Annotated in this window: 13 protein-coding genes and 1 other annotated feature; of the genes, 9 read left to right on the top strand and 4 right to left on the bottom strand. The window is 44.6% G+C overall.

Annotated elements, in window-relative coordinates; translation table 11 throughout:
* Window positions 1-41 precede the first annotated feature (41 nt).
* The 3 genes from BLT91_RS16225 (at window position 42) to BLT91_RS16215 (ending at window position 3879) form a co-directional block, all read left to right on the top strand.
* Window positions 42-908, top strand: coding sequence for a DMT family transporter (locus BLT91_RS16225; protein WP_090822710.1), 867 nt, complete (start codon window positions 42-44; stop codon window positions 906-908).
* Window positions 909-956: 48 nt separating this feature from the next.
* Window positions 957-1177 (top strand) — a binding site (T-box leader).
* Between the two features lie 53 nt (window positions 1178-1230).
* Window positions 1231-3117, top strand: coding sequence for an arginine--tRNA ligase (locus tag BLT91_RS16220; RefSeq protein WP_090822708.1), 1887 nt, complete (start codon window positions 1231-1233; stop codon window positions 3115-3117).
* Window positions 3118-3249: 132 nt separating this feature from the next.
* Window positions 3250-3879, top strand: coding sequence for a hypothetical protein (locus BLT91_RS16215; RefSeq protein ID WP_090822707.1), 630 nt, complete (start codon window positions 3250-3252; stop codon window positions 3877-3879).
* Window positions 3880-3922: 43 nt separating this feature from the next.
* Here BLT91_RS16215 and BLT91_RS16210 read toward each other — a convergent pair whose 3' ends face one another.
* From BLT91_RS16210 to panD, 3 genes are all read right to left on the bottom strand, one after another.
* The gene (locus tag BLT91_RS16210) at window positions 3923-5143 is read right to left on the bottom strand and encodes a threonine synthase (RefSeq protein WP_090822705.1); all 1221 of its coding nucleotides are present in this window, start codon (window positions 5141-5143) and stop codon (window positions 3923-3925) included.
* A 160-nt stretch (window positions 5144-5303) separates the two neighbouring features.
* Window positions 5304-6050 (bottom strand): YheC/YheD family protein, encoded by a 747-nt coding sequence (locus BLT91_RS16205; protein WP_175532333.1) that lies wholly within the window; start codon window positions 6048-6050, stop codon window positions 5304-5306.
* Window positions 6043-6444: an aspartate 1-decarboxylase gene (gene panD, locus BLT91_RS16200; RefSeq protein ID WP_090822702.1), complete on the bottom strand. Its 402-nt coding sequence runs from the start codon at window positions 6442-6444 to the stop codon at window positions 6043-6045. The genes BLT91_RS16205 and panD overlap by 8 nt, the downstream gene beginning before the upstream one ends.
* Window positions 6445-6620: 176 nt before the next feature.
* Between panD and BLT91_RS16195 the strand changes: the two genes are divergently transcribed.
* Together BLT91_RS16195 and fetB are read left to right on the top strand one after the other, a co-directional pair.
* Window positions 6621-7355: an ABC transporter ATP-binding protein gene (locus tag BLT91_RS16195; RefSeq protein WP_090822700.1), complete on the top strand. Its 735-nt coding sequence runs from the start codon at window positions 6621-6623 to the stop codon at window positions 7353-7355.
* Entirely contained in the window at window positions 7343-8086 is a 744-nt protein-coding gene (fetB, locus tag BLT91_RS16190; RefSeq protein WP_090822699.1) for an ABC transporter permease, read from the top strand. Before BLT91_RS16195 ends, fetB begins: the two co-directional genes overlap by 13 nt.
* A gap of 49 nt (window positions 8087-8135) precedes the next feature.
* Here fetB and BLT91_RS16185 read toward each other — a convergent pair whose 3' ends face one another.
* Entirely contained in the window at window positions 8136-8900 is a 765-nt protein-coding gene (locus tag BLT91_RS16185; RefSeq protein WP_090822697.1) for a sulfite exporter TauE/SafE family protein, read from the bottom strand.
* A gap of 195 nt (window positions 8901-9095) precedes the next feature.
* Between BLT91_RS16185 and BLT91_RS16180 the strand changes: the two genes are divergently transcribed.
* The 4 genes from BLT91_RS16180 (at window position 9096) to BLT91_RS16165 (ending at window position 13103) form a co-directional block, all read left to right on the top strand.
* Window positions 9096-10415, top strand: a complete 1320-nt coding sequence (locus BLT91_RS16180; RefSeq protein ID WP_090822695.1) for an MFS transporter — start codon at window positions 9096-9098, stop codon at window positions 10413-10415.
* A gap of 28 nt (window positions 10416-10443) precedes the next feature.
* On the top strand, window positions 10444-11094 hold the full coding sequence (locus tag BLT91_RS16175) for an HAD family hydrolase (protein ID WP_090822693.1): 651 nt from the start codon (window positions 10444-10446) through the stop codon (window positions 11092-11094).
* Window positions 11095-11128: 34 nt separating this feature from the next.
* Window positions 11129-11566, top strand: coding sequence for a GNAT family N-acetyltransferase (locus BLT91_RS16170; protein ID WP_090822691.1), 438 nt, complete (start codon window positions 11129-11131; stop codon window positions 11564-11566).
* A 700-nt stretch (window positions 11567-12266) separates the two neighbouring features.
* Window positions 12267-13103 carry an electron transfer flavoprotein subunit beta/FixA family protein gene (locus BLT91_RS16165; protein ID WP_090822689.1) on the top strand — a complete coding sequence of 279 codons (837 nt, stop codon included), beginning with the start codon at window positions 12267-12269 and terminating at the stop codon, window positions 13101-13103.
* Window positions 13104-13119: the final 16 nt, after the last annotated feature.

The following is a 13119-nucleotide window of genomic DNA, read 5'->3' as shown; positions in this document are numbered from 1 at the left end:
ATAACCCGATCTTTGCGTGAAAGAAAGGGGTATTTGTTCTCATGTGGCTTATATTTTCAGTACTTGCCGCTTTCAGCTTTGGGCTGCGGGGCATTCTATATCATTGGACCAGTCAGCAATCACTGAATCGGAATGTGCTGCTTTGCGGCACATTTTTTATGGGGGCGCTTATCAGTGTGATGTGCGCCCTTATTTTACACCAAGATTGGACGTTATCTGCTCTGATCGGTGTTCAAATGGGGTTATTATCCTTTGGAGCCAATGCCAGTATGTTCAAAGGCTTTACAGTAGGCAAAGCCTCGCTGGTTGCGATCCTCACCGGATTACCATCGGTCGTAGTGGTCGTCATCGCTTTTCTACTTTGGGGTGAACGTCTCAATATCCTGCAATTTTTTGCCTTCATAGTCATCGTTTTTGGTATATTGCTCGTACGGTATTCGAATGACATCACATTAAAGAATCTGCAAGGCGCTGGATGGGGAGTACTTGCTTTACTTCTTTTTGCTGGAAATGACTTGTCTAGTAAATGGACAACCCTAGTGCATGCGTCACTATTTCCAACGTTATTTTTTATGTTTGCAACGGGTACATGCTGTTTTGGCATATGGTGGTTGAAAGATCGGGCACAAGGTAAAAGTAAGGATACTGGTCCTGATAGATGGACAGAACGACGAACCTTCCTCATTGGGATGGTAGTCGGGATTACGAATGTGGTCGGAATGATTTTCATCATTCATGCTTTTGATCATGGCAAGGCGGGCTTAGTTTCTGCGGTAGTTGCACTGAATGTGTTGATTGTGCTGCTGTATACACGGTTTGTTTTGAAGGACAAATTCTCGAAACTTGAACAATCCGGTCTTGCCTTGGCTATGATAGGCATTATGATGATGAAATTGGTTGTATCTTGACAATATGCCAGTGTTGCTGTAATATTCAGTCAATTCATCATTTCATAATTAACATTGATGAACAGGACAGTAGTTCTTGTCGGACAGTCGCAGCGAGCCGGAATAGGTGGGAACCGGTACGGATGTCAAGAGCGAAGCGGGCCTGGGAAATGGTCTTCCGAAGCATATTGTAGGGAGATCCGGCGAAAGCCGTTATCGTTGGAGTGGTTAAACCAGTTGGTTTAACACTTAGAGTGGTACCGCGGGAATGAACAGCTCTCGTCTCTTATTGTAGAGATGGGGGCTTTTTTGTATTCTTATCAAATTTAGGGAGGGATGTTTCATGATTCAGCAGCTTTTAACCTTCGAAATCGAGCTCCAGGTAGATGCTTTATTCCAAGAAAACGGGATCGAGCGTCCTACGACTTTGAAAATCTTGACCGAGCATCCGGCTCATTCAGAGCACGGTGATTACAGCTCGAATGTCGCCATGCTTTTGGCAAAGATAGTACGTAAAGCTCCTCTCCAAATTGCTGGGGAGCTTCAGAAGCGCATAGAGAAGAGTGGGCTTGTTCATGGATTGTTTAGCAAAGTAGCCGCTGTGCCACCGGGTTTTCTAAACTTTTATATCAATTGGGAGACATGGTCTTCCGGTGATTATTTGGTGTCAAAAGGGCATGCTGATCAAGGAAACCAAACAAAAGTTTTAGTTGAGCATACTTCAATAAATCCTAATAAGGCGGCTCATGTTGGCCATTTGAGAAATTCCTGTATCGGAGATTCGTTGTCTCGCATGCTTTCTCAAGCAGGGTATCAGGTTGAAGTGCATAACTATATTGATGATCTGGGCAATCAGCTGGCAGATACGGTGGTGGGCATTCTTCATACACAAACAGAGGATACTTTTGCTCGATTCGGTGATTTTTGTTGGGAGACATACGCGAAGGTGAATCAGGCTTACAAAGTGCAGCCAGACCTCGTCGAGCAGCGTTCTACGGTCCTTCATGCGTTAGAGAGCGGGCAATCCAATCTTGCGTGGATGGGCGCTCTGGTGGCGGAACGAATCGTTCGTGAGCAGCTTGACGAAATGAAGCAGTTTGGGATTCATTATGATGTACTGGTTTGGGAAAGCAGTATCGTGAGAGCGGGGTTCTGGGATACAACTTTCGAGCTGCTGAGCAAAACAGATATGTTCCATAAAGTGACAGATGGGAAGTTGGCAGGCTGTTGGGTGCTGAAGAATCTGGAAGAAGGGGCTGATTCGGCAGCGGATAATCAGGATTATCAAGGGGATAAAGTGCTCGTTCGTTCCAATGGCATTTTAACCTACACAGCGAAGGATATCGCCTATCATCTGTGGAAATTCGGGCTGCTTAAGAATGATTTTGTATACAAGAAATGGGGGGATGGACTATGGTCCACGGCTTCCCAGGGAAGCAAGAAAACAATTGGGCAAGCGGATGTTGTCATTAATGTCATTGACTATCGTCAGCAATATCCACAGGAGATGGTTAAGCTAGCACTAGAGGTATTGGGTTATGAGGAGCAAGCGAGTCAGCTCAAACATGTGAGCTATGGGGTCGTTTCCCTGAGCCCAGAAACGGCGGCAAGGCTAGGCATCGACATTACGGATGGCAAGAGCTCATATGCGATGTCTGGTCGACAAGGAATCGGGATCAAAGTTGCCGATCTCCTTGATCGCATGGAGAGAGTGATTGATGCAAAGCGCTCAAGAAAAGCGGGGATTTCCAGCAGATCAATCGCAGCGGCTTCGATCCGTTATTATTTGTTGAAATATCAGCTGCAAACCGAAGTTATTTTCGATTTGGATCAGGCGACGGAAATTACGGGGAATACAGGTGTTTATTTGCTCTATGCTTACACGAGATCGAACAGCATTTTGGATAAAGCGAAGAAAGATACTCAGCTGCAAACGATAAAGGCAAAGTTTGTTCTGAACCTGCTGGAAGATCAAGAATATCAGCTTTTGAGACACATCGCCTATTGGCCAGAAACGCTAGATAATGCCACCAAGCAATTGGCACCTAGCTTACTTTGTCAATATGCCTTTGAATTAGCATCGCTTTTTAACCATTTCTATAGCGTTTGTCCGGTCTTAAAAGGTAGCGAGGAACGCATCGCCCATCGCCTCTGGATCACTCAAATCGTTAAACATACACTGCATCAGGCGCTTGAAGTGCTGGGTATGCCGACACCAAAACGATTGTAAAGGGTAACCATCCTATTGTGTACAACTTATGTAAAGGTGTAAAAATGTAACAATAGCTTTCTGATCTTGTCCAAATGCGGTACAATAATGATATTCGTGCAAATTTGAATGATTCAGGAGGATTTAACCACAATGACAGAAAAAGATATCGATACACAAGCGGAAGTAGATAACGAACAAGAGCAAGAACGCGAGCAGGCCCAACTCATTATGACTTGGTTTCAGCATATTCAGGAAGTAATGAAAGAACAATTTCCAGAATATGAAGTTGAAGGACAAATCGGTAATAATCCAACCTATGGTCCAATGTTTGCCTTTACACTTAAAAAAGATGAAAAGTCCACTTCATGCGGATTTTTCTTGAATGAAATTATGAGAAACTTCCAAACGAATCCGAATGCGGGTCTATGGCTCACATCCTTCTTTGTAGATTTGCTGAGAAGTCCGGAAAATCATCCGCTCCCAAATCCTCCACAATCGGAAGATGAAGCTAAAGAGCTGCTGGATAAACAAATTGTTCCTTATTGCGCGTCAACCCTGCGCGAAGAGTTCCCTGATCAAAAGATCTACGTGGACTTGGAGCTTCATGAGGAGCACGGTCCAGTCCTAGAGGCTGGCTTCGTAGCCGTGGAAGATGGCAATAATACTTGTGCGTTGCCGCTGCAATATTTAATGACGTTATATTTATTGAATCGTGATCCGGCAGAGCCTATCATTCAAGCCATGTATCGTTTGTATGAAGAAAATAATTTAGGTCAATAAATGTAAAGATGAAAGCCAGGAGGATGTCCTCCTGGCTTTTTGTTTAAGATTGAGGGGAATGGTATTGAATATAATCTTTATAACTTCTGATAATCGGCAGCCGGGAGTTCGAAGCAAAATTCGCATATTTCATTGCGTGAGAGGTATTGAAAAGCACGACAGAATCACTCGGACGCAGCCATCCGCTATCGCATAGAGTAAGCATGCCTGCCCAAGTTGCCGAGCCCTCTGGGGACGAGGAAATGCCTTGCGAGCCCAAGGTACGTGTGGCTTCGGCAATTTGGCTCTTGGACAGGGCAATCGCTGTGCCGCCGCTTTGTTCAACAATCGCCAGAATGAATGCCAAATCCGGCGGATTCGGTACTCGCATACCTGTCGGACTGGCCTCTCTGGCAGCTTGGGCACATTCAGCTTGGCCGTGTGCTACAATGCCCTTGACAATGGGCTGGCAGTCCTCTTCCTGCACGCACACGAATCTTGGCATGGGACCGTCTATCCAGCCCATTGCTTTCAGTTCCTGGTATGCTTTCCACATGCCAATAATACCGGAGCCGCCGCCGGTTGGATAGATGATAACGTCGGGGAAAGTCCAACCCAGTTGTTCAGCGAGCTCCAGCCCCATTGTTTTTTTGCCTTCTACACGTCCTGGCTCCTTCAATGTGCCGACATTTACCCAGCCCTGCTCCTGTTTACCAGCTTCAATAATAGCCGCTGCATCATGAATGAAGCCATCAACGAGGTAGGTAGCTGCCCCGTATAATGGACATTCCTCTACGATTAATGGCGGGCAATCCAAGGGAATAAACACAGAAGCTTCAATACCGGCACGTCCCGCGTAGGCAGCTAATGCACCCGCGGCATTGCCGTTTGAAGGAACGGCTGCTTTGGTCGCACCCGATTCTTTGAGTAGAGAAACAGCGACAGAGAAACCCCTTGCTTTGAAGCTCCCAGTCGGGTTCTGTTCCTCCCTTTTGATCCATAGCTGTTTTATTGGCAGTTTCTTCTCCCATTCTTGCATACGAACTAATGGCGTCCAGCCTTCTCCTAAGGTGATGATACAATCCGGGGTGCTCACTGGAAGCAATTCTCTGTATCTCCACATAGATGGGTAGCGAGACTGTAATGCTTCCTTCGTTAGCGTTCTAGTCATGAGCTCCAAGTCGTAATCGACCAATAAAGTGCCACCGCAAGCGCATTTCATCTCATGATAGCGGAAAGGGAGCCTTGCAGAACATCGTGAGCAATAGAGCCCCAATCGGTTCATCTTCGGGCCTCCTAACAGTTTTCAGCGGGAAAACTTTTGTAGTGGTAACTTGAATTCACTTTTGCAAACTCTTATTTAGACTATTATTAAGAGCCGAAGATGGAGACGGCTTGTGTCATTTGATTTGGTTTATTTTTTAATAGGCTTACTTTTGTTCCCATTATTTCTTTGTCCTATTTTGTGAAAAAGACTTGATTTTGTGGTATATCGATTTATCTTTAAGTTTCAAAAACAGCTCAAGCATCGGAGCGAAATTAACTTCAATAATCCAAACGTTCCCCTGCTTGTCAAAAGCCATATCAACCCCCATTGTTCGCACCCAACCATAGGAAGACATTAATTGGTTAGCGGCTTGTAAAGCGACTTTATCTAGTTGTGAGAGGAGATCAGCTGCTCGTTTGGTATTGAGTTCCGAGTGTTTAAGGGCATGCTCTGCCGAAACCACTTTTCCGTTGCTCATGCGGATATTCGTAACAATAAAGCCTTTTCCAGCGATTTTGGCCAGCTTTCCGGTCACCTGCCAAGGCGAATTGGGACGGCGCTGCACCATCACTCTTAGATCAAATGGGCGGCCACTCACCGTGGCAAGCGGAATACGCTGCTGTACGATATTGTTCTTTCCGGCTTGCTTTTTGATATAAGCACTTAACTTTGTTTGCTCTGTAAAATTTATCTTCTTACCTCCATCTTGCACCTCATATGTGTGTGGAGCGATCTTTTTTATCCGTATAACGCCATTGCCACCATAACTGCCAGTCGGTTTAATGATGACCTGTCTGTACTTATTTATCATACGCCAGAAGGAGGATTCTCTCAGCCATGCGGTTTCAGGGAGATTTGCTTTAAGCTTTGCCGATTTACGAAGCAACTTATATTTTGTCCATTTGCTTGTATTTAAACTAGTCATGGGACTTCTCTTCTTGTTGTAAAATGACCAAATCATGTTCTTCAACCCGAAGTAATTGATTACGGTCATCGACGAAAACCACTTGTGGCTTCAGGGTGTTAATTTCGGCTTCGTTCATCAGACCCATGCTAAGAATAATAACAAGGTCACCAGGCGCAAAAAGATGGGCAGGTGGACCATTCAATCCAATTTTGCCGCACCCTTCTGGTGCAGGAATTGCGTATGTTTTCCACCGTGTGGCATTTCGCAGACTTGTGACTTGAACCATTTCATAGGGGAAAATATTCGCTTTGCGCATCAATAAACCGTCAATCGTTATACTTCCTACGTAATCTAGATCGGCTTCCGTTACAGTTGCACGGTGGATCTTACCTTTACACATTAGTCGCTGCATATGAAGAGCTCCTTTATTATCACAATGGGTGTTCATCACAACGTATGAAAAAGATCAGTCTTCTGGTGTAGGTAAGTGCCCAGTTCCTGCTAAAAATGGGTAAATGCCACTTAGAATTATGGCTGTGGTATACTAATTAAACAAATGTGAAGACAAAGTTGAGGGAGTGAACTGTAATGCAGCAGCCTATTCTCGTTATTGAACAATTACATAAAAAGCATCCAAACGGAACTTCGGCGCCTTTATTTGAGCAAATAAGTACGAACGTTTTACCGCAAGATCGCATTGCAATTCTGGGACCTTCCGGGCAAGGGAAGAGTACGTTACTGCGAGTTATAGCCACTTTAGAACACTCGGATGGCGGAAGTTTATCCTTGTATGGTCGTCTTATTTCAAGCTGGGGCCCAAGTGAATGGCGGAAAAGGGTTTGCTATGTCCCCCAACAGCCGGCTATGCTGCCTACAACCGTTGGTGACAATCTGGCTGTGGTGAGTAAACTTCATAAACGTAATTTTGATCAGCCATTAGCTAAAAAGTTGATGGGGCAGGTTGGGCTTGATGATCTCGATTGGTCACAAAAGGCGGCTGATTTATCCGGGGGACAGAAGCAGCGTGTTCAGCTTGTACGCTCTATGCTCTTAAAAGCAGATATTCTACTGCTTGATGAGGTAACTTCTGCGCTGGATGTAGAGAGCAAACAGGCAGTGGAAAACACACTGATGAAATGGCATGAAGAACAGGGAACGGGGCTTATTTGGGTGACGCATGAGCATGAGCAAGCAAGAAGAATAAGCAATCGATTCTGGTATTTGGATAATGGGGCATTGTCTGAAGCTGCACAAAATGACATCGCTGAATCAGTCGACTCATCCCCCGTTGAAGGAGATGAGGATTATTCATGTCTACGCTAGCCTTAGGCTTCACACTGACTTTTGTGATGATTACTATGGCCTTATCCAGATGGCAAAAACTTGGACTTGAGAAAGACATCGCCATTGGAACAATCCGCGGTGCCTTGCAGCTGCTGTTCATTGGGTATGTGCTTCACTTTGTTTTTCAGAGCGAGCATATTGGACTTATATTTGTTATCATCGCAATTATGATTATGATTGCTACACACAATGCAGGCAAGCGTGCGGAAGGTTTAAAAGGGATCCACTTACGAATAGCTGCGGCCATTGCCGTTACGGAAATATTAACGATGTCGCTCATGCTTGGCCTACATATTATAAAACCAACAACCCAATTCATAATCCCCATAAGCGGAATGACGATTGGGAGTTCGATGATTGTTTGCGGATTATTTTTGAACCAAATGAACCGTGAGGTACATTCATCACGTGAGGAAATTGAGGTGCTTCTTGCTCTTGGATCTTCGCTACGACAAGCTATTCAGCAAGCTTTGCAGCGCTCCGTGAAGGCCAGTATGATTCCGACGATAGATGGCATGAAGACAGTCGGATTGGTTCAACTGCCAGGAATGATGACGGGGATGATAATCGCGGGTGCGAATCCCGTGGAAGCGGTTCGTTATCAAATTTTGATTTTGTTTGCTTTCACGGCATCGGCTGCTATTACAAGTATCATGTTGAGCATGCTTAGTTATAAACTATGGTTTACTCGTGAAATGACGTTGAAATGATCTTTTATATTTCCCGGGGAATCGCAGAAATCGACATGGGTTTAAAGCATTAAATTAATTTAAGGCCGCTAATTAATACCAGACTTGCAATAATCGTACGCAGAACATTTGTCGGTGCTTTAGTGGATAACATGCTGCCAATGAGGACGCCAGGGATTGAACCAATGATTAGATTGAATACGAGCATATAGTTCACATTTCCCATACTCGCGTGCAGAAAACCTGCCGTTGTTGCAAGGAAAAAAGCGTGAGCGATATCTGTCCCGACAAGCTGGGCAGGAATCATGCGGAAAAAATAAAGCATGGCAATGGCGTATAAGGAGCCAGATCCAATGGACGTAAGTCCTACAACAAAACCAAGCACGGCACCGATTGTGATAGTTAGTCCTCTTTTCTCCTCCAAGCTTTTGAGCTGCCAACGGTTTTCTTTAAGCTTGTGGCCGAAAAAAACTTTAAACATTGTGGCAAACGCCACCAGAATCAAGACGTAACCAAGCGCATGCTTAATAATGACCTCCTGATTATGATAGTACGAATTGAATAATTTAAGGAAAAGTATGGCAATGATCACGCCTGGAATACTACCCATAGCCAGCATTTTGACAAGTTTAAAATCAATTGTTTTCTGCCGCCAATGCTGGATCATGCCAAAAAGCTTCGTTATGGAATTATAAAGAAGGTCTGTTCCAACAGCAATCGAAGGATGAATTCCCATAAGGATCAAGATAGGGGTGAGCAGCGAAGCTCCGCCTACGCCGGTTAATCCGACCAAAAAACCTACGAATACACCCATAAGTAAAACACTTAAAGTCATGTTGTCATGTCCCCAATCAGATTACCCACTAATCATATTGGATTAATTCTATTCTATAGAAAAGCATTATGTAAAGAAAAATTTAAAATTGGTTTCTATCTGGGCTTAATCAATCTCAGAACATGCTATTCATTAAACATGGAATCAGTTACAATATGTGGATGTGACAAAAAGTCAGCATTGGGAGGAATATCCATGAATAATCGAACAACAGTCATGCTCAGTATTGTGTTGGCGATGTTAGTGGCGTCTATAGATACCACGATTGCGAATACGACGATGCCGATTATTGTGAAAGAAATTGGCGGTAATGACTTGTATGCTTGGGCATTTACCTCATATATGGTCCTGTCTACGGTTTTAGCTCCATTAGCAGGCAGATTGTCTGATTTATTCGGTCGGAAACGGATCTATGCAGCGGGTATTCTTTTATTTCTTGGAGGATCTGTCCTATGTGGTCTATCCGAGAGCATGCTGCAGCTTATCCTGTTTAGAGCGGTTCAAGGGATTGGCGCGGGAGTGATGATGCCCTTTCCTTCGATTATCGCGGGGGATATTTATCCGGTGGAGCAACGCGGTAAAGTTCAAGCGTTATTCACAGGGATGTGGGGGTTATCAGCTGTATTAGCTCCATTACTAGGTACGTTTTTTGTGACCTACCTGAGCTGGCGGTGGATTTTCTTCGTTAATATACCGATATGTTTAGTTGCTCTTCTTGCACTGCTGCCTTATAAGGAAGTGTACAAGCCGAAGAAGTCAGTAGTCGATTATGGCGGAGCGATTTTGTTTGCCTGCGGGATTTCCTTTCTGCTGTTAACGACAACGGTTGCGCACTACAGTTACCTATATGGGGGGCTTGGGGGCATATTGATCTTTGCTTTCTATTTATGTGAGAAAGGGCATAGCGCACCGATCGTTCCATTAAATTTACTGCGTAATCGTCCTATTGCCATCATGATTGCTGGCTCCTTCATAAGTTGCGCAGCCTTGTTTGGGACTTCCAGTTTTATACCGCTGTTCTTGCAAAATCAAGGCTACTCGCTATTCATCAGTGGCATTGCTTTACTGGGAACGTCTGTAGGGTGGATGGCAGTTGCTGTCCCATGTGGTAAATGGGTGATTCGTTTCGGATATAGACCGCTGCTAATAGCAGGTAACTTTTTACTCGTTATTACAGCTTTCATGCTCTATTTCATTCGAGAAAACACATCGTTTTGGTACTCATTTGGTGCATTGACGATGCTTGGACTTGCATTTGGGCTGATTTTCACGGTCTCCACCATTGGTTCGCAGCAGCTTGTAGAGGCGCATCAAAAAGGAATTTCCACTTCGCTTCAATTGTTTGCGCGTAATATTGGAACGGCTGTCAGTGTGACCATCATGGGGGCGATACTGACCAAATCGAGTGCCTTTTATAGTGGATTTCATGGGATGTTCGTATTTGGGCTCTTAGTGAGCTTTCTCTCCTTCGTAATCCCTTTCGCTATTCGATCTACATCTAAACAGACAGCGTAATATGGTAGTTAGTGACTTGGGAGTGCATATGAACAAACTCAAAGATATTCAAGGCATTATTTTCGATATGGATAATACACTGCTTCAATCACATATTGATTTCAAAGCAATGAAACAAGAGATTGCTAATTTCTTAGTTAATAAGGGTGTCTTACCTGGAAATTTTTCCATCGACGCTCATACGACTTCAACGATCCTCGCTCATGTCAAAGAAAATGGGGCTCCTGATGAAATTCTAGACGCTGCTTTGCGTATAGCTGAGCAGTATGAACTTCAAGGTATGGAAGGAGCGGATCTCGAGCCGGAAGCGATGGACCTTTTAGAGGCACTTCGGGGTCAATTTAGGCTGGTCATTGTGACGAACAATTCACATGCAGCCGCTATTCAAGCTCTAGAAACGACCGGGATCAAGGACCGATTTGATCTCATTGTTGGGAGAGAACAGATGGTGGCTATGAAGCCATCACCTTCCGGCTATTTAGTCGTAAAGCGGCATTTTCCTTCAATACATGAGAGCGAGTGGATCTCGATTGGTGATTCGTGGCTCGATGGCAGAGCTTCAATGGACGCGCAGATTCCTTTTATTAGTTACGGTAGGACGGCGTATACGATGGAAGAAAAGGGAGTCAGACCTGTTGCTCACATTGACAAGCTGTTAAGTCTGTTAGATTATGTATAGATTAAAGAAGATAATGAGAAAGAAGTGATTGTAAGTGCTTATAGATGTTAAATCCAAGCTTCGGGAAAGTAATATTCAAGAATTGCTCAGCTACAGCGTGTTTCCCGATCCCGATGAATTGGAACAGACGATCAGTCTCTATGAGAATGATTCGAGCATGTGGTTGTACGGTTACGAATCGGAGGGTGTTCTGGTTGGTATTATTGGTTTTCGTATCAACGATGCTCAGGAAATGACCATCACGCATCTGGCTGTTGGACCTGAGAGCAGAGGGGTTGGATTCGGACGCGGTATCATTCTTGAAATCATTGAAGAGATGCATCCTGTAAGAATCGTGACAGAAACGGATGAAGAAACCGTTCAATTTTATAGAAATATTGGATTCGTAATTCGAAGCTTAGGTGAAAAATATCCCGGTGTCGAAAGATTCTTATGCACCTATGAGGTAGAGGGAAATCTAGAAGAGGAATAAGAGGAAAGAGTACTTTCGTGGCTTATGGCTGACGAGAAGTACTCTTTTTTCTTTTTGTGGTCACAGATAGAAGCCACAAAACGGAAGCTAAGTAAAGCCAAACGAAACGGGGATTGGGATGTCGGACTGCCATAAAATAAACAGGGGAGTATCCCATTTACTTCTTGAGATATCGGTCCTAACCAAATGGAACCACGATTCGCTATTTATTGAAAACATCCGCTATTAGCGGAGTAGAGTGAAAGTCAGTGCGCTATTCTGCCATTTTGGCTAAAATGCCGCTGTTGGAGGGGAAATAGGTGATTGATGTTCCGATTCGCCAGATTACAACTCCGATTTCTAGCCAAATAGCGCACGGACGCTCCTTTCACGAGGCTTTTGGATTACTACACCCAATCCCTGCCACTCTGGCGCCCAAAGCAGAAATGGTCTTGGGTTATTTTTGTGCGATGGGCATTCAACCTCCTACTTAGCGCGCATTTAGGCATCGGTTAGATTTCTTTAGAGCCTTGGACAAAAGTAAGTGTCATGTTAGGAAGCTTTTCGCATATATTGTTGTAGGTTATTAACTTTGAAAAAGAGATTTGGAAGCGATTTCTGTTATTCATTTAAGTGACATAATTCACAATGATGACAAGCTAATCTCCGATTTTGTCAAAAAGTGCAAGAAAGTTTCCTAAAGAAACAGGAGGGCGCAGAGATGCTGCATATTGTTGTTTGTATTAAGCAGGTACCTGACTCTAGAGAAATTCGTATTGATCCGAAGAATAATACGTTAATTCGCCAAGGTGTCCCGAGCATTGTTAATTTCTATGATATGCATGGCCTGGAAGAGGCGCTGCGCATTAAGGATGAACATGGCGCGAGGATTACGGTTGTAACCATGGGACCTCCGCCGGCTGAGAAGGGCTTAAAGGAATGCATCTCCTTAGGGGCCGACGACGCTGTATTAGTAACGGATCGAGGCTTCGCAGGAGCGGACACGCTGGCCACCTCGTATGTGGTTGCCCGGACGATCCGCAAAATTGCTGAAACGTGGGGGCAGGTCGATATCGTTTTTTGCGGAAAACAAACGCTGGATGGCGACACGGGGCAAGTAGGGCCAGGAGTCGCTTGCAGATTGGATTTGGAGCAGCTTACTTATGTGAATAAAGTGGTTAACGTCGATGAAGCGGGTCGCAAAGTGCGCGTGCATCGGCTTTTGGAAGATGGTATCGAAGTTGTTGAGACAAGCATGCCGGTGTTGATTACCGCGCTAAAGGAACTGAATAAGGTACGGCGTGCCACACTGCCGGGTATGATTCGAGCAGCGCGTTATAAGCCAACTGTGTGGACGACGGCGGATTTTCCTGACCTGGAACGCGCGAAAATCGGGCTAAAAGGCTCACCGACCATTGTAGCCAAAACATGGGTACCCGAAATAAAGGCCGTAAAAACGCAAATGATTGCGTTCGATTCACCGGAAGCGGCTGCTGCTCAGCTAGCCGATCAGCTTTGGACGAAAGAGATGCAGACTTTGTTGGATTGGTCTTCTTGAGACCATACAACTCAGT

Source organism: Paenibacillus sp. yr247 (genome assembly GCF_900103825.1).
Classification (GTDB): domain Bacteria; phylum Bacillota; class Bacilli; order Paenibacillales; family NBRC-103111; genus Paenibacillus_E.
Note: the sequence above shows the minus strand (reverse complement) of the source record. Positions and strands in the feature narration are given on the sequence as shown.

Excerpts from the sequence above, each read along its gene's own strand:
- BLT91_RS16225 (WP_090822710.1), top strand. The coding sequence starts at position 42 with ATGTGGCTTATATTTTCAGTACTTGCCGCTTTCAGCTTTGGGCTGCGG.
- BLT91_RS16220 (WP_090822708.1), top strand. The coding sequence starts at position 1,231 with ATGATTCAGCAGCTTTTAACCTTCGAAATCGAGCTCCAGGTAGATGCT.
- BLT91_RS16215 (WP_090822707.1), top strand. The coding sequence starts at position 3,250 with ATGACAGAAAAAGATATCGATACACAAGCGGAAGTAGATAACGAACAA.
- BLT91_RS16210 (WP_090822705.1), bottom strand. The coding sequence starts at position 5,143 with ATGAACCGATTGGGGCTCTATTGCTCACGATGTTCTGCAAGGCTCCCT.
- BLT91_RS16205 (WP_175532333.1), bottom strand. The coding sequence starts at position 6,050 with ATGACTAGTTTAAATACAAGCAAATGGACAAAATATAAGTTGCTTCGT.
- panD (WP_090822702.1), bottom strand. The coding sequence starts at position 6,444 with ATGCAGCGACTAATGTGTAAAGGTAAGATCCACCGTGCAACTGTAACG.
- BLT91_RS16195 (WP_090822700.1), top strand. The coding sequence starts at position 6,621 with ATGCAGCAGCCTATTCTCGTTATTGAACAATTACATAAAAAGCATCCA.
- fetB (WP_090822699.1), top strand. The coding sequence starts at position 7,343 with ATGTCTACGCTAGCCTTAGGCTTCACACTGACTTTTGTGATGATTACT.
- BLT91_RS16185 (WP_090822697.1), bottom strand. The coding sequence starts at position 8,900 with ATGACTTTAAGTGTTTTACTTATGGGTGTATTCGTAGGTTTTTTGGTC.
- BLT91_RS16180 (WP_090822695.1), top strand. The coding sequence starts at position 9,096 with ATGAATAATCGAACAACAGTCATGCTCAGTATTGTGTTGGCGATGTTA.
- BLT91_RS16175 (WP_090822693.1), top strand. The coding sequence starts at position 10,444 with ATGAACAAACTCAAAGATATTCAAGGCATTATTTTCGATATGGATAAT.
- BLT91_RS16165 (WP_090822689.1), top strand. The coding sequence starts at position 12,267 with ATGCTGCATATTGTTGTTTGTATTAAGCAGGTACCTGACTCTAGAGAA.